The organism is Paenibacillus contaminans, from assembly GCF_003285015.1.
Lineage (GTDB): Bacteria > Bacillota > Bacilli > Paenibacillales > NBRC-103111 > Paenibacillus_V > Paenibacillus_V contaminans.
This window is the reverse complement of sequence record NZ_QMFB01000052.1, coordinates 28,097-47,887: the sequence shown is the minus strand read 5'-3', so window position 1 is coordinate 47,887 and position 19,791 is coordinate 28,097. Positions and strand designations below refer to the sequence as shown.

Below are 19,791 nucleotides of genomic sequence, written 5' to 3'. Positions count from 1 at the left end.
TCCTGCGAATGAGCGAGCATTCGTGAGAAAACCGCTACGAACAGAGGGAGTTGCGTTTGCCTCACTAGTTGGCAGAATGAGCCTTTTACCAGTTAAATAGTGAGTCTAGCCTCATTAGCAATGAGGTTTTCTTCACTAGCAGACTGACCGCTTTACATCCGAGGTTCGGGCGATATTGTGCCCCATGGGAACCCCCAGTCTGACTGAGGACTCTTTAATGGTGAGTCTACATAAGCGGTTTACCTGCTAGCCAACCCACTCCGCTTACTATTTCTTCGGCCAGCACGCCCTCCCCGCCGCTCGCTTTCCTTTGAGGGCCCGCATCCGCATCGCGACGAATTCGGCGCGGGTTATGCCGTCATCCGGGAGGAATGTGCCGGCCGGATAGCTCAACTCCGTGCCTTCCCCCTCTCTCCAATTCGGCGAAATCGGACTCCGCTCGATTCCGCGCTTCCCCCTCCCATTATCCAGGAGACCGATCCGTTACCGGCTCAAATATTGCTTCATAAAAGGCCATACCGGTTCCTTGTAGTACCGGTGGCCCTCATGCCCGACAAATTGCCGGCATCTGTCGGCTGCACCTTGTGCTGCATAGACGGCATGTACATAAGAAAAGGCTTCTTTGGCAGCCTCAATCGGGAAGATCATGTCGTCCTTGCCGTTAATGAGCAGCAGAGGTCTTGGCGCAACCAATGCAGCCACATCGTACATCTCTCCGAGCTGCAAGATACCGGGGATGTAGTTGCAGGAACAATGGTGCATTGCCATGATGGAATCGCGAAACGTACAAAAATAGGAGCTTGGCGCACAAACGGTTATCCGCTCGTCAAGCGCGGCTGCGAACAAGGATACGGTCCCGCCTCCCGAGTTGCCGGTTATGGCGATTCGGCTCGTATCGATTTCGGGGCGGGTTGCCGCATAATCGATCAATCGTCCGATGTCAAAAACCCGTTCACCGATTAAAGTACGCCCGTATAAAAGCGAGATTCGCTGCAGCTCAAGGCACGAACTGCCTTTATTTTGCTCCCACTCCTGCCGCCTGCCCATCTCAGCAAAACCTCTGACGTCCATCGCAATAGCGGCATAGCCTGCTTTGACGGCCTGGAGCGCGATGTCTCTCTCCCCCGCTTCGTTCTCGGCGCGATCCGCCTCATCGGCGTAATGCCCCACGTAGGTTTCTTTCCCTCTGGGTCCGTGACCATGAGGCGTCAGCACAAGCGGGTAACAGCCTTCGCCTTTTCCGAGCGGGAGCAGCAAATAAAAAGGAATTTCTACGCCCGGCTCAGCCGTGACGAACAATTTCTCTATGGTGTAATCCGATCGCTCCTCCCGGCTGACGGCGCGCACCTGAAGCGGTACGGCGGAAAATTGCGACTGCATGTCGCTCAAGCCTGTGAGCTTGGCGAGTTTGCTGCGGAAATCGGTGCGCCATGAATGCCAATCGGTATGATTCAAATCAAGCTTCGTAATTTCGTACTGCGGCTTGTACCGTTCATCCAAGCGGTTCACATAAGCGGCGGTATTCAAATATTGCATGCTGATCCTCATCCTTTCGATTTTACTCCTATTATCCTTTGATGCCGGTGGTGCCGATTCCTTCTACTATAACCAGTGACGTATCATTAATGGCAGCGTTTACGCCAATTTGTGCTAAATGTGCAGTATGGGTCAACGGATTCCTCTGATTCACGCTTAATGTGCAACATACGTCAGCCGAATTCTGTCATTTCATGCAGCAAGTCTACTAACAGAAAAAGAAGCCCCCATCTCCACCCCATCGGCGGATATGAAAACTTCTTTTTCCCCTACTCCTTAACGCTCCCCAAAACGATCCCCTGCATAAAATACCGCTGCAAGAACGGATAAATTAGAAGGATCGGCAAAGCGCCCAAAAAGATTTGAGCCGCATGCAAGGTACGGTCCGAGAGAGTGGCCAGCATCTCGTCGTCCAACGCGGTTAACGCCGTGTCGTTCCCCATGATGACAACCGACTGAAGATAGCTCTGCAGCGGGTAATTTTCCGGACGATTGATATAGATCAAGCCGTCGAACCACGAATTCCAATGTCCCACAATCGAAAACAGAAGCAGCGTCGCCAAAGCGGCTTTCGATAACGGAATGAATATTTTGAACAGGATCGTAAAATGCCCCGCTCCGTCCATAAACGCGGCTTCCTCCAGCTCCTTGGGCAAACCGCGAAAAAAGTTCAGCAAAATAACGACGCTAAACACAGGGACTGCGCTCGGAATGATCAAGGCTCCGATCGTATCGATCAAGCCGGTTTTTTGCAAGGTCATATAGGTGGGGATGAGGCCCCCGCCGAACAGAATGGTGATGTAAAAATACCATACGTAAGAGGTACGGAACCGAAACTTATTCGCCTCTTTGGACAGCGGGTAAGCAAGCAGCACGATCAGCAGCATTTGCAGGGAAACGCCCAAAACGACCCTTTTAATAGAAACGATCAAGGCTTTAACGAAAGCGTCGTTGCGCATCACGTATTCATAAGCGTTCGTCGTAAAATCGACGGGCCATAATGTGACCTTCCCCGCCGTGGCGGCCGAGGCTGAGCTGAAGGAAATGGCAAGCACGTTAACGATCGGAAACAAGCAAAGACAAGCTACGATAGTCAGCCACGTATAGTTGAATACGAGAAAAACGATACGAGACGGAGAATTATTCGGTGTCAAATCCAAAACCTCCTAAAAGATACGGTAGTTCGCAAACCGGTAAGCCAGCCAATACGAAACGCCGACTAAAACTAACGACACCGCCGACTTGAATAAACCGACCGCCGTAGCTATGCTGTACTGCGCGTTCTGCAGACCTATCCGGTAAACCAGCGTATCCAAAATATCGCCGCTCTCGTACACCTGCGGACTATACAAAACGAACACCTGCTCGAAGCCCGCATTGAGCACTTGGCCCAAGCTTAACGTAACGAGCAGTACGATAATCGGCCTAATTCCCGGCAGCGTAATATGCCAAACCCGTCTGAAATGGCCGGCCCCGTCGATAACCGCCGCTTCATATAAGGAAGGATTGATGCTTGTAATAGCCGCCAAATAGACGATCATGCTGAAGCCGAATTCCTTCCACGTATCGGAGATGACAAGCGTGAAGGGAAACCAGGCATTGTCTCCAAGAAAGAAGATCGGCGGAATGCCGACGAATCCGAGAAGCTGATTGACGATGCCTTGGGACGGCGACAGCACGTCGATCAGGATGCCGCCAAGAATAACCCAGGACAGAAAGTGGGGTAAATAAACCATCGTTTGAACGATTCTTTTGAAAAACTGCTTTCCGATTTCATGAATGAGAAGCGCCGTTACGATGGGAGCGATCAGTCCCGCAATAATTTTGAGCGTGGCGATAAAGACGGTGTTCCAAATGACCTGTACCGTGTCCGGCAGACTGAAAATATAGCGAAAATTATCCAAGCCGACCCATCGCGAGCCGAACATGCCGTCCACGGGATTGTAGTCCTGGAATGCCATAACGATGCCGACCATCGGCACATAAGCGTATATAAAAACGATAATAAAACCCGGCAAAATCATCAGATGCAAGGGCAACTGGGATGTAGACCGTTTCTTCAAGTTGGATTCCCCCTGTGCGTGCGGATGGCAACGGAATTAGGCGAGGAGGGAGATACGGCATCCCCCTCCTCTGCGGCTTATTTATTTTTGTACCATTCATTCACTTCTTTCGTGATTTCGTCCCCGCCCAGCTTCTTCCACTGCTCGACGAACGTATCGAATTCCTCAAGCGGCGCTCCCAAAATAATTTTGCTGATCATTTGATATTCCATCTTCTTCAGTGCCGGCATTTTTTGTACCATTGCCGGTGTCGGAACGGTCGTGAACGCCTCCGGCATGTATTGATTGTTTTGCACATAACCGTCGATCACTTTGGCGCCGCTGTTCAGACCCGCTTTGCCGTTCCGCCCTCTAAACTTCATATCGCCTTTCTCGTATTCCAGAAGCTCTTTGTACCAGGCGCGTTCCATCGGAGTCAGCTTGCTGAGATCCTCGTTCGTTTTGTCTTTTTTCTCCAGGAACGGCTTGATGTGGCGGTAGGCGTCGACGTCGTTGAACGTGTTGTACAGTTTGATCGGAGCGTTCATCCAATACCCGGTCCCCGTAACCGCATTATATTTGGCGTATACTTCGTCCGAAGTGTTTTTGTAGAACAGGTCGATCCAGGCTTGGATCATCTGATAGATCGCTTCCGGATTTTTCGTTCCTTTCTTCACGACCCAGTAATACGAATAAATATTGAGCGGATGCTGCATAGACGCTTTTTGGCCGTCGATCGAAGGCACCGGGAAAGGAAGCCAGTTCGTATCCGGCGTTACATTTTGCATCACCTGCGCCGTGCCGATGGAGCCGAACATCATGCCGAGCTTGTTGGCCCCGATCGTTTCATTCACTTTATTTCCGTCCTTGACGCCGAACTCGGGATCGATCTGCTTGGCTTTGAACATTTCCTGAAGCGCGCCTAGCGCTTTTTTCATTTCAGGCTGCAAGGTGCTGTAAGTCAGGCCGCCCGAGCCGTCCTTCATCCATATGCCTTGATAAGCATGGTACCCGTTAAGAAATCCGGTCAATTGGCCAAAATCCTTGTCGAGCGCCAAACCGTACGTATCATCCTTTTGATTGCCGTCCGGATCCTGGGTCGCGAACGCTTTCGCAATGTTCAGCACATCGCTCATCGATTGCGGCCCCGACAAATTCAGCTTCGTGAGCCAGTCTTCGCGTATCCATAAAATCGGCACGCCTACCTGAGCCTCGCCGGTCCATGGGATCGCCATGATTCTGCCTTTCATTTTGGCCGACTCCAGCACTTCCGCTCCGGCGTCGTTGATCAGCTTCTTAATATCGTCGGAAGCGTACTTGTTATAGGAATCGGTTAAATCCTCGATCAATTTCGCGTCGTAGAGCTGCTTGAATTGCGTAGGCGTCACGGCGAAAAAGTCCGGTATATCCCTTGATGCGATCATCAAATTTACTTTTTGCTCGTATTGCGAATCGGCCACATCCCAGAGGGTGTTCACTTTAATGCCGTATTGTTCCAGCATGTACCGCGACCAGGGGTTGTTGTTGATATCGTCACCCTTGTCGAATTTCGGATAGTTATAGTTAAACGTGACGGTGGACATTTCGATCGGCGGATCGTATTTCTTGAGCTTGCCGTCCCCGGCTTCGGCCGAAGGCTTCGGCGACGACTGCGGACTTGCCGAAGGCGCAGCGGATTGTTTGCCGCCTTCCCCTTCCTTCCCTTTCGAGCTGCAGCCTACCAAAAATGAGGACAATATGAAGACGAAGACCAAGGCGTTCAGAAACCATTTACGTCTGTTCACAGCAACCTCTCCCTTCAAAATTTGTGCAGTCGGTACGCCGGCGATGAACGCCGTTCTTACTCCGCCCCTCTTTTTCCGCACCACGTGTGGCTCCCAGCGCGGCACACTGTGCTCGGTCACACGTCGGCGGTCAAACCTCCTTCGATGCTTATCGATTAAGCAATGAAAGGGATTACATTTTCAAGCGCGTTCTCGAGCGGTTTAACGTTAATCCGCCATCCCGCTGGACACTTGCACGGCCTGCCAATCCTCGTCCAAGCCGAGCCCCCTTAAATCGGCGATCGAACCGTTCTTCTCGGCTTCGTACAAACGCCAAATGACGCGAAGCCCCTGCAGGCTTGTCGGCCCGTCCGTTATCGGGCGGTCTCCGGTTCGGATGCAATCGAGAAAATGCTCCAGCTCATAATGCGTAAACTTGCCGGAGGAATCCGCCTCGAACAACACCTGCGTCCGCGATTCCGTATCCAGATTCGCTATCTCCTCGTTCATTTGTGTATGCGCATACAGCTTGAAGTCCGCCTGCTTGATCTCCAGCATCCCTTCCGTGCAGTGGGCGTGAATGCTCCAGCCAAGCCGCGAGCCGCGTGCCCCCCACGTTCCGAAATGGTAGCCCAGCGCGCCGCTCTCGAATTCGATCGTCGCGTTGCTCGTACCTTCCTTCTCCATCCACGGCGTGCCGAAATTCGTACCGATATGGGTGCCGCGCACAGGCCGTCCGAGCATCCAAAGCATGATGTCAACGTAATGGCAGCCGTGGCTGAAAAATTGGCCGCCGCCCAGCCGGTCCGCCGACAATGCCCAGTGGCCGTCGTAGTATCTGGTGAACTGCTCGGTCCAAATCGAAAGCTGGAAGCATTCGCCGTATGTTTTCGCGTCGAGCAGCTCCTTCAGCTTCAGGACGATCGGCCAGAAGCGGACCGGATATGCGGTCATCAGCACTTTGCCGGTTTCCTCCGCTGTCCGGATCAGCTCGATGCATTCCTGCTCGGTATTGCACATCGGCTTTTCCATCAGCACATGCTTGCCTGCCTTCAAACACGTCATCCCAACTTCGAAATGAAGATCATGCGGTAAAACGACCAGCACGGCGTCCACAGCATCCAGCAGCTCCCGGTAATCCGTTACGGCCAGCTTGGCGCCGGTCTGTTCCGCCGCTTGCCGGGCGCGCTCCTCCACAATGTCGCAGGTTGCGGCGATTTCCACCCTGTCGGCCAAATAGCCGAATCCCCCCGAATGGGTAAGCGCCATCCCTCCGCAGCCGATAATGCCCAAACGAATTTTACTCATTCTTTTTCCCCTCTCTTGATCGGCAATGACAAGTTTTAGCTTGATACGACAATTATAGTAAGGATGAAATTTCGATTCTTTAGTAAAAAACGTTTATTTTTTGTACGCAATTGATCAAAAGAGAATCGGCTGCGCCACCTTACTGTTTCTCGACGATGGCTCATGTGCCGGCGAGACAGTGCGGAAAAGTTCACTATTAGTGAGTCCAACCTCACTGTATCTCGACGATTGCTCTAATTTCAGCGAGACAGTGAGGAAAAGTTCACTAATAATGCGGAAAAGTAAACGAATAGTGAGTTTTTCCTCATTAGCTAGTAAAAACGAAGCAAAACCGCCATTTTTCCGCTAAATTAGTGAGTCCAGCCTTATGAACAGTGTACTTTTCCTCACTATGCGCGCACACAATTCACACAGCTTAAACGACTGCCGCCAGGTCGGGTTCCTCCAGTATCCGATCTCCTCCATATCTTTAGCGCTTTAAAGAGTTTTATCTTACATCCTCATGTAGCGCCGCAGCTCGCGCCGGGAGAAGCGCGCGTTGAGAAAAGAACTAACAAGGATAAACGCTCATGGCCTCTCAGGCCGAATAAGTGCCCGTCCTCTCGCGTTTTCGTAAAAAACGGCCGCGACTTCCTTAAAGGACAAGCGCGTTTACCGGCTAGGCAAGCCCGCCTTCAACAGCGACGCCATCGGGTACGGTAAGCTTCGCCTCGCCGCCGGCATATTCCAACGCGATCGTGCCGGCAGGGGTCCGAAACGAGAGCATAATCCACTCAAGAGAATTCGGAATATGTGGCGTAAAGGACACCTTCGTCCAGCCGGGAGCCGCAGGCTTCAAGCCGATAATTTCCTCAATCAGCAAAGGGATCGGCGCGCTTGCCCATGGATGGCATAAGCTGGCATTCGGCTTCATCTCCTTGGACCAAACTTCGAAGCAGGTCGTCGCCCCTTCCTTCAGCATCGAGGCCCAGGAGTTTCGATCGTCCGAATTTATAAGTTCGTAGATTAGCTCGTATTCGCCCGCCCGGGCAAGCGCCTTCAACACGAAATAAGCCATGTACACCCCGCAGCTTAACCGCTTGGCCCGAATCAACCTTACAATTGACGGTACAGCCTCCTCAGGTGCGAGACCGAATAACAGCGGAAGCGCATTGGCGTGCAGCGAGGCATGCTGCGAACGTTCCGCATCGACGAAGAGCCCGCTCCCGTCGCTATAGAAAGCCTTGCGGAAGGCCGCTTTCACCCGCGCCATTTCATCCAGCAGCGCTTGCGGCTTCGCGCCTTCCAAATGCTCGCGAATCTCGCAAACGGTCTCCAGCGCTCCATAGTAAAAAGCGTTGATAACGTTATGGCAGCCTTCGCCGATCGGATGATCGAGCTTAAAATCATATCCGTCGCGCATCGCTTCCGGCCAATCGACAAGATTCCATTTGTCGTCGACCTTCGCGAGCAAACCGTCTTCTCTCCGGTATGAATCGAAGTGGCGCAACAGCCTCTCGGCTGTCGGAAACATATCCCGAAGAAATTCCCTGTCGCCGCTTTGCTTGTAATACTGCAGCAGCTGCATGGGCCATTGGAGGGAGAAATCGGCGATCTCCTGCATATAACTGCCGGAAGCGACCGCCATCATCCCGGGACATACTCGTTCCGCCAGCAAGGCGAAGTCTTGCAGCGATTTCCGGAACAGCCGCAAATCGCCAGAAGCATAAGCGTGCGCGTGCGTGATGACCGTGTTATCTCCCAAATACTGGCCCTTTTCCCGCGAGGGGCAATCGACGTAATGCTCCTGCGAGCCGTATTTGACGCCGTTGCTGCAGATCGCCCAAATTGCGTTCAGCCGCGGATTCGAGGTTTCGAACGTACATGCCCCGGCCTCAAACGGATAGTGGCGCACCACTGCACGGAAGCTTCCGGTATCTAACGTGACGCCTACTCCGGCAAGCACCTCGGCATACCGGAATGCCTTATAATCGAAAAACTCGGACATGTCGTCCTCACGCCCCGACAGCGTCCAAAAATCCTGATAGCGGCAATTGCATCGCATATCGTAACGAACCCGTCCGTCATCGTCCAACTCCTCGCCGCAGCGAATTTCCACGATCTGTCCTGCGGACCCCCTTGCCCTTAAGCTCACTTGGCCGGTAATCTCTTGACCGAAATCGATTTGATAGCCCTCATCCCCCAGCGCCGTCACATGCAAAGGCAATTGCTCGTAAACGGATACAGGCGGCGTCGGCTGCAGACAGAAATGATGGTCGTCTTGCCCATGCTCTGCGGCCCGGCTCCACTTCGAATCATCGAAGCTGGCCTCCCGCCAGCCCGGCGTCCTCAAGCGGCAATCGACGTGCTCGGTAAATTGCGTGTCGTAGCCGATCGCGCTTCCTCGCCCGTATTCCTCCGTGCTCCGATACTTCCAACTGCGATCCGTCTTTGCCGTTATAATGCCGTCAGCCGTCAGCTCGGCAATAAAACCTTGGCGGTAATCGCCGCTGTTGTACGCATGACAGACCAATCCGTGGTAATAGACGTGAACGGCGATCGCATTTATCCCTTTTTGGAGGAAGGAGGCTATGTCGTAACGGTTATAGTAATAATGAAAAGGATTCCCTTGCGCCGGCCCTTGTCCGACAAAGCGGCCGTTGACATATACCTTGTAATAATCGTCGCCGGTTATATCCAAAACCGCTTTTTGCGGCTTCTCATGTAGCGTGAATTCCTTTCTGGCAAACATGTGGCGGTTCGTCAGCCCGGTCTTATGCACGCTTCGCGGTTTTGACTCCAGCTCTTTGCGATAAAGATCGATCGGCGGCAAGCCGACAAACGCGCGGTCCATAATCCACCGGGCCGTCCATCGTTTCTCCATGTTTTTCTCCTTCTTAGCTCTAAAAGCATAAACCACAGAGGATCGTCCATTCCGGCCCTCCCTACAGCCTGCGGAGTATATCGTAAGCCTTGGACTCGTATGCCTCCTGCCATTCCTCGGCAAGCATGCATTCCGTAACCTCGTAGCCTCCCTTGCCGTAATGCTCGACCGGGGCGGCATAGTGCAAGTAGCCGTTCGTAAACGCGGAAACGAAAGTGTGCTCGTAGGGAGAAGCTTTTTTGAGGTTCAAGCCGATTTCCACAAGCAGCTCCGCCGGCGCCGTAATTAGCGCGCAGTCTCCGATTTTGACGCCCTGCACCTCGGCGGGTACCGTTTCACCGCCTGCCTCGCGGAGCAGCGTCTCATGGTATTGAAACGTCGCCAAATCCTCCTGAATACGGATCAATTTCTCCATCGTATAAATGTTGTTCAAATACCGGTCCAAATTCCCCCGGTTGTGGACATCCATAGAAACAAGCTCGTTCGAGCCGATTCTTTCTTCTTGCATGTAGCGGTAAGCATAATCGGACGGGTAATCCGGATTCAGCGCATATTTGATGTAGAGAGGCAGGAACGTTTTAAAATTGAGCGTCGTGCTCCTCAATGTAGCCAGCAGCTTTGCCTGCTCTTGAAGCCTCGCTTCCATGCGCTCCGGGATATTTTTGCGAACGGGAAGCCGGATCGTTTCCGACAGGACATTCAAACCGGCATCCTTGGTTTGGATTTTCCTGACCGCCTTCAAGGTGCTGAGACCGAGCATCGTCCCCAGCGGCTCGCAATTTCTCGGCCGGTTGACGTCTTTGAAGAAAACCTCTAGTATATCGCCACCCGCCCCCTGCAAAAATAAAGCCATCACACCATTGCCGAGGTTTTCCTCAATGACCTTCGAGGCGAAACCCGTGAAGTTCGCTGTAACGCCCCGCTCGGGAACGCCGATCAAAAGATGGCTCGCAAAGTTATAGACGACTGCCAGCGGCTGACCGTCCAGCCTGTCTAAACGAAGAACGCCTATCGAAGGATCGATCGGCCCGATATCGGCGACCTCCTTGTCCTCCGGGCAAGGATGGGCGTAGCGGATCGACCAATGGCTGCCGTCCTTCATTTTGAGATTCCGGTTTACGACGATTCTGTCTTCATGACCGAAGCCCGAGCCGGCCCTTACCTCCGTCATCTTTTGCAGCGCCTGCCTGACTGCCTCAAACGTCCGCTCGACCTGCTCGGCGTCGTCACATAGGAGCCGGCCCTGCGGATGAGTATGTGAAGCGTTCACCAGTACGTTCCCGCCTGGAATGTGCAGCTCGTTCTCAATTCGGGCGCGCAGCTTCGGCAGGAAATCGTCCTTTATATCGCCTAAACCGCCTATCGCCAGCGCATCCATCGCAATAATAACCGCTTTCGTGATCCCGTCGTCTAGAACGAGCGCTTTGGCGTACAACGGGTCGCTAATCAATATTCCTTCCTCTCCGGTAGTGATCTCGCTTTTGGCCACGCCTGCGCGTAATTGCATTTCCGGCATCCTCCCGACACTTTTCTCTAATCCTCCTGCTGTTTCAGAACCATTATATAGCCGGGCAAAGAGCCGTTTCTTTAGTAAAAAGCGTTTATTTTTTGTACGCGGTTGATATGTGCGGCCGCGTTATTTTTTGCTGCGGGATACAACTAAGCCCCACAAAAACGAGTACTTTTGGGGAGCCCCGATTATCCACAGAAAATCGTTTCGAGAAAAACAGTCCGAAAATCACGGACGTTAATTTGGTGCCTGGCTAAATGTCCAGCGATCCAAAGCTTTCATCAGGTTTGACGGAGAGTCCACTATCCCATAGTCACATTAACAATTGGCATTGAGTTGGAAGCCGTGCCGGCCCTTTGGAAAGTTTATCTTGCCGTATTGAAAACAGGCTTATGCAGGGAGAATTGCGCGAACAGTCGCTAACTGGAAAACATGCAGCTATTTTCGGTTAAAACGCACGAAACAGACATTTAGCTGGAAAAACTACAGGTAACTTTCGGCATTTCTTCGTATTTGGGAGTTTTCAATGGAATTAGCTGCAAGTTCTCCATTAAGATTTATAAAACAAGGAGTATTTCGGAAAACAACTGTAGGTTTTCCAGTTCGCATGGCGCCGATTTCTCGTGTTTCCTCTTAGGGACAAGCGCTTTACCGAGATTTAAAGCCGTATCCACGATATACTTTCTGACAAATCGCAAAAAGATCCGGCGTTACCGGATCTCCGCTCATGAAACTTTCGCGCCGAAAAGGCAAACTATCGCTGCACGACGACGTGATGGTCGACAATGTCGAACTTCTCCTCGATTTTCAGCTCGACGATCTCTTTCATCTTTTGACGGTATTGCAGCGGCGACATTTTCTCTTTGACGGCAAAACGGCGGCTTAAATAATGCACGCTTTGGAAGCCGACCTTGGCCGCAATTTCGGTAATCGTCATGTCCGAGTTGACCAGCAGCTCCTTAGCCTCTTTGAGCCGCCAATTGTTCAAATACTGCATGGGCGATACTTTGTATCTTTGGCAAAAAACGCGGCACAAGTGAGCCCGGCTCACAGCCAGCTGCTGCGAAAGCTCCTTCAAAATAATTTTCCGCTCATGGTTCTCTTGAAGAAACTGAAGCGCCTGACCGGCTAAATCGTCCTCGAACGCCGATCCCCCTTGACGCGCCGGCATTCCTTTTTCCTCGGAAAATTTCGGCATGTTGAGGATCGACTGCGACTCGGCGTCATCATCGCTCTCCAGGCAAATCGACCGCTGAATGTTCATAATGAATTCGATGAAATGAGCCGTAATAATCTCCTTGTATTGGGGCCGGCAGTGCGTCGCCTCTTCAAGCATGGCTTCGAGAATCAGCTTGACCTTTACGCCGGGTACGACCGTTTTGAGCGACATCAGCTTCAAATACGATTCCAGCTGAGGATCGTTCACAAGCGCTTTCACTTCAATCGTGCACAACGGCTTGGATGAATCCGATTGGAAGCTGTGGGGTGTTCCCGGAGGGATAATATACAGATCGTTCTTGTGCATGCTGTGCTTGATCCCGCCCGAAAACAGCGTGCCTCTCCCGCCTATCACATACATGATATGATGAAAGTTATGGCAATGACTGGTGACCGAGCTTTCGAACTTGTACTTGCATCTGGAAATAATAAGTACTTTGGTCGCTATAAAGCTCATCCGAATCCCCTCATTCCTTACCAGAATATCGCTAAGCCGCGTCTTTCAATCCGTTTGCTTGCATGGATCTGACTTTGCTAACTGTGCGCTCTTTCCGTTTCCCGTACGGACAATTTCTCGATTAAACTGTCGCAGAGCTTCTCTTCGTCCAGCAGGTCCGCCCAGTAAGCCTTCAACTGCCCCGCCAAAACCTGATTGAGCGCCCACGGCAAATTCAGCTCGCTGTGCATCCGGTAGGAAGAAATAATTTCGCGATACATCCCGTACCGGCTTGGGGGTTGAAGCTCCGGCTCCGCGGGCTCTTCGATCTGCTGCATGGCCGGCAGGCTGAGCGTGATTCGGCGTATGATCTCCTGCGTCCGCCTGGATGCGAAATAGTCGATCAGCAGCCGCGCCTCCTCTTTATTACGGGTGTACTTGTTCATGCCGAACCCGATCGCGACAACAAGCGTACGCGGCTCGTGCATATAAGGCAGCGGAGACAAATCGTAATCAAGGCCGGTATCGCGAAAGTCGTTGAGTCCCATATAACTGATGAGCACCATCGAAACTTTGCCTTCCATAAACAGCCTGTTGATATCGTTATTGTTTTCGGATAAATAAAGCGGAAAAATGTCCCGGTTGTGGATAATCTGCTTGCCAAGCTTCATTCCTTCAAGCAGTCTCGAATGGCGAAGATCGCGGAGCACCGCTCCGTCCCACTGAAAACGCTCCCCGCTTTGAAGCAGGAAGAGCGGCCAGCGGTTTTCCGACAGGATGTGGAAACAAAAGCCGAACCGGTTTCCGTTCTCGGACAATTTGACGGCGTTTTGCGCCAAATCATCCCAGGTCCATCCCCCGTGCGGTTCGGGAAGCCCGCACTCCTTGAAGTGCGAACGGTTGTAACAGAGCACGATCGGCGAAAAAATGGCCGGAAGCACATACTGTCGACCGTCCTTCCGAAAAGCCTCGTTCAAGAAAGGAAACGCCTCCTCCGATCCGGTAAGCGGCTCCAACATCGAATGCCGGTTCTCCTCCGTCAGCTGCTGAAATTGAGTCGAATCAAGCGCGATGACATCCGCCTGCCCGTTCCCTCCGTCCTCGCTGAATTGCGGAGTATCCGAGTACTGTACCGTAGTTACGCGAATCCACGGGTATTGCTGATGAAAATCGTCGAGCAGCCTTCTCAGCTGAAAATCGCGTTCGATCGAATACGAACAAGCAAGGGTCAGCGTGACGCTCGGCCGTTGTACGTTCACCCGGTTGCCCACCCTCGGTATTTTGACGATCAGCCCTTCCTCCACCAGCTTCTCGATCCCCTTGCGGATCGACTTATTGCTCAGTTGGAACCGTTTGGCCAAAGCCGATTCGGACGGCAGGAAGGAATTGGCCGGAAAGGTGCCGTTGCCGATTTCCTCGCGCAGCTCGTTTGCCATATGCTCCAGCTCGAGCTGAAACTGTTTGTTGGTTGGCTTTGCTTTCATGTGTACAGCGCCCCATTCGCGTGATTTCCTTATACGATGATCCGGCATAAACGAATCATAATCTAATGTATATTTCTTATCGTTATGTACATTAAGAAGTAATCAGACCTTGTTTTCATCATCATAATAAGACATCAGAAACACCCTGTCAATCATTATTACGTACATCAGAAAGACTATTTTACAGCACATATGTACATCAGAATGCAAACACAGACTTTACTTTCTGCATTTCCAAAAAAAAAGAACCGAGGCATCCGCCCCGGTTCTTCCCGCTCCTGCTTATAAAAGGCCGGCTAGCTATATGACCCAGCCGTCCGTTTTGCTCACCGCAACCCACGTCGATACGCCGAACGCCCTGAAGCGAATATAGGAGCCGGGTTTGGCGCTGTGCAGGCTCGTAAACGCGCTGCCGGTTCCGGCAATGATGCTAACGCCGCTTGGAGCCGTAATCGTTTTGGTACCCGTACCGACCGTCATAACGCCTATTTCCGTCCCGATGATCGGAACAGGCAATTGAAAGCTTTGATCGCCGTTAACGGCGAATGCGAAATCGCGCCCGGTATGCAGGATCGAAATGTTGTAGCTCGCATCGCCGATCGAGATGGTGTGACAGCTGGAGCTCGTAATCGTGACCCGCGTGCCTTGGTTGATGAACTTATTCGGCGATGCGTCCTGCTCGGGGGCATATGTGATTTTGCCGCTCAGATCTATGGCGTCAGGCGTCATGTAGTAAGAAACGCCGACGTCGGCCTTGAAAAGATCAGGGCCCAACTGCATCGTTAACGGATACAGCGGACTTACGCGATAAGCTGCGGAAGCCTTGGAAAATTCATTGTTCGATGCCCGAATAAGCCCGCCGATCAACGTAAAACCGTCGGTGCAGTATACGATGTTTCCCGTCGCCTCCAGCATGCCGCCCAAAGTGCCAGCTTTAGAAAAATCGTTAAACGATGTCGACGCGATCGTACCTGTCGCATTCGTTATTTTGGCCCATTCGATCTCCGCTCTATGAGTCGTCGAACCGGCAAATACGCAAGTATCGATATGGATGCCGTCGATGTTATCCACCTTCAATCCCCGCTGGCAGCTGACTTGAATCGGGTTAAACGCCGTGTTTTTGATTGTCAAATCGTTGCGGGTCCTGTTGCCGTCATGTCGGATCATATTGTTCGTGATATCGTAAAAAACGCAAGTATCGAAGCTGGTCAGCGTGCCGCCGAACGGATTCGAGTCCCTGAGATCGTCGCTCCACCATCCGTCCTGCAAACCGTCGAACGTGACGTTCTCGAAATGATTGAACTCGTCGTAAGTCGCCCGTATCCCGCTCCTTGCCGTCCTCAGTCTCGTCGCCGCCGTAAGGCCGAATGTCCCGACAAAAACGCGATTGAGCTTCAGTCCCGGGGAGCTGTACGAATCGATCAAATCCCCCGTGAAGCTATCATTGGCATAACAAATATCCATATCCTGAATAAGTGCCGACCGGGAGCCCGCACCATAAAACTTCAGGCCGAAACCGGCCGAAGCTCCCGTAAACAGCAGAGTCGTCGTGCCGCGAATCGCATTGTTCGTGCCCCGGTAGCCTTGTCCGACAAGCTGCAGCCCCATATCCTGCGTAATGTTGAATACATCGGGCGATACCGCGTACACGCCGCGCCCGAACACAATTCTGCCGGAGGTGTACGCGGTGATCGTCCCTCCGCCGATTTCTTGCAAAATCGTAACGGGATTCGCTCGCATGGATGCGATAGCGGCCCAAATGGCGGCATCGTTATTCGTCACCCCGTCGGGAATGGCGCCGAAATCCTCGGCGCGGCATTCCGTCGTATCCGTACGGATCCAAGCCACATCGTTATTTACGATAATAATCGAGCCGTTGTTGTCGACGGGATTCGCCAGATCGCTGACGGCAATACGCGTGAACATGCCTCCGCCTGTCGGACCTCTTCCGGTTATCGGGTTGCTCGTCCAGGTGCTGCTATGCGAGACGACATATACCTCTTCCCCGTCGTAAGACCCTATTGTCGTGCGGAGAGTCGCGATGTCCGGAATTTGCCTGATGCCTGGCGGGCATCCGCAGCTTCCGCCTTTTTGGCCCGCCGTTTCATTGCCGGGGCCCGCTGCCGCCGCTGCCGTCACGCCTCCCGTCGCAAGGGCTACGCCCGCCATCCCCATCGATACCAAAAGCTTTCTTCTGCTCATAAAGCTTTCCGAAGTCCGTTCTTCCGCACCGTCCGGCTTGAACGGCTTATCCTGTTTTTGTTCCGACATCCCGCTTCCTCCCCATCGCATCCTTATTAAATCTTCAGATCCGTCGTCAACGACAATTTTGAATTCCGCTCCGCAGCCAACACAATGAAAGCGCTCTCTAACTTCGCAAGGGAAAACAACCTCCTAACCCGTTCGGATAGCCTTCAACTCTCGCAGAACCATTATATAAGCCCGCCGCATCCGCATCTTTAGTAAAAACCTTCATTTTTTTGTACGCCGTTGATACGTTGGCGGTATTGCCCTTTATTTACAAGCAGTGATATAATCCCATCTAACGGAAAGGAGGTGAACACACGATGAGCAAAATAATAAAAGTAACGCTGCTGGCCCTCATTCTCTTCGTTTCTTGTTTGTGCCCTTTCCTGTACCTGAACGCAGGACCGGATCATACGCTTCCTGCAGAACACAAGCTGGTCAGCGGCAACTACAGCACCGGCGAGATCATCATGTCCGCCTCGATCAAGAACGGCTCCCTGTCTTCTCCAGTTCTGCCCCTGCTGATTTTCAATCTATTTCTCTATGTCTTTTATATCCGCCGCCCCAAAATCAACCGGCAATTCCGGTCCGCCATCCCGACTCTCCGCACCCTCCTGATCCTATATCCGATCAAATTCCAATCCAACTACATAGCGCAGCTCCCTGCCCGTCTATAGCACTATAGATCGAAGGGAGTATTTAGCATGCGCAAAATGATAAAAGCGCTCGTACCATTTACATGTCTACTTTTATTACTGTCGACCCTCGTATTGACGACAGTCCCTCAGATTGCCCGTTCCATCAAGCTCGGACTTGATATTAAAGGCGGCTTCGAAATCCTGTATCAGGTCGAGCCCATCGATTCCGGACAACAAATCACCCCCGAATTGCTCCAAGCCATGGGAAAAATGATCGAGAAACGCGTCAATATTACGAAAGTGTCGGAGCCTGAGCTTACGGTCGAGGGGACCGACCGGATCCGCGTCAAAATTGCGGGAGTCGCAGACCCGAACAAGCTGCGCGAATTAATCGGCCGGCCCGCCAATTTGACTTTCAAAGACGAGTCGGGCCAAATCGTACTCGACGGACATGATCTCGCCTCGAACGGAGCGAGTACCGGTTTCGACTCTCTCAATCGCCCCGAGGTCATCGTCAAGTTTCAAGACGCATCCAAGCTAAGCGAAGTCACGCAGCACAATTTGGGGAGAGAGATATCCATCTATCTCGACGATAAGGAGGTTTCGTCAGCCGAAGTCAAAACGGTAATCACAGACGGAACGGCATCCATAAGCGGTCAGACGGCTGCTTCCGCCTCCGAGCTGAAGGACCTGCTGAACGCCGGGTCGCTGCCCGCCAAGCTTATCGAAAAACAGGTCACCTCCGTCGCTGCGAGCCTCGGCGAGCAAGCTTTGCAAATGACATTGCTTGCGGGATACGCCGCAACGGCGGTCATTTTCGTCTTTATGCTGGCTGCTTATCGTTTGCCCGGACTCGTCGCGAATATCGCCTTGATCGGCTTTGCCTACGTTTGCTTCGTGCTCCTTTTTTGGATGAAAGCTGCGCTGACATTGTCCGGTATTGCCGGTTTCATTCTGGCGATCGGCATGGCGGTGGACGCCAACATCATTACGTTCGAAAAAATAAAAGAAGAGCTGAAGGACGGCAAAAGCGTCCGATCCGCTTTTCGCAGCGGGGCGCGCGCTTCCTTTTCGACGATTGTGGATTCGCATATGACGACGCTGATTGCAGCCTGGGTGCTGACGATGTTCGGTACGAGCTCCATAAAAAGCTTTGCGATCGTACTGATAATGACGATAATCGTCAGCTTGCTGACCAATGTGTTCGGGTCCCGCTTTATGATCTGGCTGCTTATTAAGGACAATGCGTTTCCGAATGCATCGTGGTTCGGTATCCGGAAGGATCGCAACCCGAACGGGACTTGGAAGCCGCCGTTCGATATCGCGAGGAACAAGAAATGGTTTCTTTCTTGCTCAACCGCCATTCTTATAGCCGGCTTGCTGGTCGTCATGATCAAGGGGTTGAATCTAGGTGTCGATTTTCAATCGGGGACGAGACTGGATATCCATGTGGGGCGCGCTTTTGAAACGGACGAGATAACCGAAATCATTCAGGAGCAGCTGCCCTCCGTCGGGATGAAGCCGGTCGTTAAGGTCGGCAATGACGGTTTTTCCGCCGCGACGACCTTTAGCAAACCGATCCCTGCTGAAGAGCTGCATTTGGTCGAAAGCAAGCTGAAGGACGTTTATGGCGGCCAAGTCAGTGCGGAGGAAGTCACAGTAGACGCGATGATCGCAAAAGAAATGGTGCGAAAAGCAGGTTACGCCATCGTTATCGCATCGGCAGGAATCGTGCTGTATACGGCAATTCGTTTTCAGCTGTTGATGGGGATTGCCTGCATCATCGCTTTGCTTCACGATATTTTGATTCCGGTCGCTCTTTTTTCCGTGTTCCGGCTGGAGATCGACATTACGTTTATCGCCGCTATTTTGACCGTCGTAGGATATTCCTTGAACGATACGATCGTGATTTTCGACCGGATTCGGACGAATTTGAAGGGAGCCGCCCTGTCATCGCTGCATGAACTGGCGGCGGTCGTGAACGCAAGCCTTTGGCAAACGATGAGACGTTCTCTTTATACGGTATTAACCGTCATGATTTCGGCGCTCGCCTTGTTGTGGCTGGCCGGAGACGGCATTCGGCTTTTCTCGCTCGCCCTATTGTTCGGACTCGTTTGCGGCGCTTACTCGTCCATCTTTATCGCTTCCCAAATCTGGCTGATGTTTTATGCGCGTAAAATGCGAATTCGGCAATAGGGTTATTCACCGCGTATGCGGACGATTTAACGTTAGAAGAATGGCACCGGCGCCGCTCAGGAACCGGTGTCATTTTTTTAAAATATTCCTTTACAGGAATATTCCTTTTGGTGTATATTTAACTCATCAAGAGGATAACATACTGAGGAAGGAGATGGGAATATACCGAGTGACCATTACTTGATGAGGTGAGCGACATGTCAGGAAAGCATCCGGGCATGGACATGAAGACGCTGATCGCTTTGGCCGAACCGAATCGTATGGATATCGTCGAACTGTTGCGCGACGGTCCCCTGACAGTCGGTGAAATCGCCGACCGGCTGGGCCTTCGCCAGCCCCAAGCCTCGAAGCATTTGAAGGTGCTTAGCGACAATGGAATATTGGAAGTGAAGGCCGAAGCCAACCGGCGGATTTACAAGCTCAGGCCCGAGCCTTTTCAAGCGCTGGATGATTGGGTGAAATCCTTTCGGCGTATCATGGAAGACAGATTCGACAATTTGGAAGACTACTTGCGGAAATTACAAGACAAGGAATAACTACAAATCATACA

Annotated in this window: 13 protein-coding genes; 3 read left to right on the top strand and 10 right to left on the bottom strand. The window is 52.2% G+C overall.

The genetic code is table 11. The annotated features are described in order from the left end of the window. Positions 1–483 precede the first annotated feature (483 nt). The 10 genes from DQG23_RS39945 to DQG23_RS39900 all read right to left on the bottom strand — a co-directional run bounded on the left by DQG23_RS39945 (position 484) and on the right by DQG23_RS39900 (position 16,431). Complete coding sequence (locus DQG23_RS39945; RefSeq protein ID WP_113036646.1) at positions 484–1,548, bottom strand: alpha/beta hydrolase family protein; 1,065 nt, start codon at positions 1,546–1,548, stop codon at positions 484–486. Between the two features lie 257 nt (positions 1,549–1,805). Beyond that, positions 1,806–2,690: a carbohydrate ABC transporter permease gene (locus DQG23_RS39940; RefSeq protein WP_113036645.1), complete on the bottom strand. Its 885-nt coding sequence runs from the start codon at positions 2,688–2,690 to the stop codon at positions 1,806–1,808. A gap of 12 nt (positions 2,691–2,702) precedes the next feature. Continuing rightward, positions 2,703–3,560, bottom strand: coding sequence for an ABC transporter permease (locus tag DQG23_RS39935; protein ID WP_113036647.1), 858 nt, complete (start codon positions 3,558–3,560; stop codon positions 2,703–2,705). A gap of 116 nt (positions 3,561–3,676) precedes the next feature. Continuing rightward, positions 3,677–5,443, bottom strand: coding sequence for a type 2 periplasmic-binding domain-containing protein (locus DQG23_RS39930; RefSeq protein ID WP_113036644.1), 1,767 nt, complete (start codon positions 5,441–5,443; stop codon positions 3,677–3,679). Positions 5,444–5,569: 126 nt separating this feature from the next. Next, entirely contained in the window at positions 5,570–6,649 is a 1,080-nt protein-coding gene (locus tag DQG23_RS39925; RefSeq protein WP_113036643.1) for a Gfo/Idh/MocA family protein, read from the bottom strand. Between the two features lie 658 nt (positions 6,650–7,307). Beyond that, positions 7,308–9,512, bottom strand: coding sequence for a family 78 glycoside hydrolase catalytic domain (locus tag DQG23_RS39920; protein ID WP_113036642.1), 2,205 nt, complete (start codon positions 9,510–9,512; stop codon positions 7,308–7,310). 61 nt (positions 9,513–9,573) lie between these two features. Further along, a complete protein-coding gene (locus DQG23_RS39915) occupies positions 9,574–11,019 on the bottom strand; it encodes a hypothetical protein (RefSeq protein ID WP_146762479.1) in 1,446 nt (481 codons plus the stop codon). 757 nt (positions 11,020–11,776) lie between these two features. Continuing rightward, complete coding sequence (locus DQG23_RS39910) at positions 11,777–12,697, bottom strand: AraC family transcriptional regulator (protein ID WP_113036640.1); 921 nt, start codon at positions 12,695–12,697, stop codon at positions 11,777–11,779. Positions 12,698–12,774: 77 nt separating this feature from the next. Next, positions 12,775–14,160 carry an extracellular solute-binding protein gene (locus DQG23_RS39905; protein WP_158560950.1) on the bottom strand — a complete coding sequence of 462 codons (1,386 nt, stop codon included), beginning with the start codon at positions 14,158–14,160 and terminating at the stop codon, positions 12,775–12,777. Positions 14,161–14,460: 300 nt separating this feature from the next. Continuing rightward, complete coding sequence (locus tag DQG23_RS39900; protein WP_158560949.1) at positions 14,461–16,431, bottom strand: glycosyl hydrolase family 28-related protein; 1,971 nt, start codon at positions 16,429–16,431, stop codon at positions 14,461–14,463. Positions 16,432–16,727: 296 nt separating this feature from the next. Between DQG23_RS39900 and DQG23_RS39895 the strand changes: the two genes are divergently transcribed. The 3 genes from DQG23_RS39895 to DQG23_RS39885 all read left to right on the top strand — a co-directional run bounded on the left by DQG23_RS39895 (position 16,728) and on the right by DQG23_RS39885 (position 19,777). Continuing rightward, on the top strand, positions 16,728–17,084 hold the full coding sequence (locus DQG23_RS39895; RefSeq protein ID WP_113036637.1) for a hypothetical protein: 357 nt from the start codon (positions 16,728–16,730) through the stop codon (positions 17,082–17,084). Between the two features lie 27 nt (positions 17,085–17,111). Next, positions 17,112–19,241 carry a protein translocase subunit SecF gene (gene secF / locus DQG23_RS39890; RefSeq protein ID WP_113036636.1) on the top strand — a complete coding sequence of 710 codons (2,130 nt, stop codon included), beginning with the start codon at positions 17,112–17,114 and terminating at the stop codon, positions 19,239–19,241. Positions 19,242–19,438: 197 nt separating this feature from the next. After that, on the top strand, positions 19,439–19,777 hold the full coding sequence (locus DQG23_RS39885; RefSeq protein WP_113036635.1) for an ArsR/SmtB family transcription factor: 339 nt from the start codon (positions 19,439–19,441) through the stop codon (positions 19,775–19,777). Positions 19,778–19,791 lie beyond the last annotated feature (14 nt).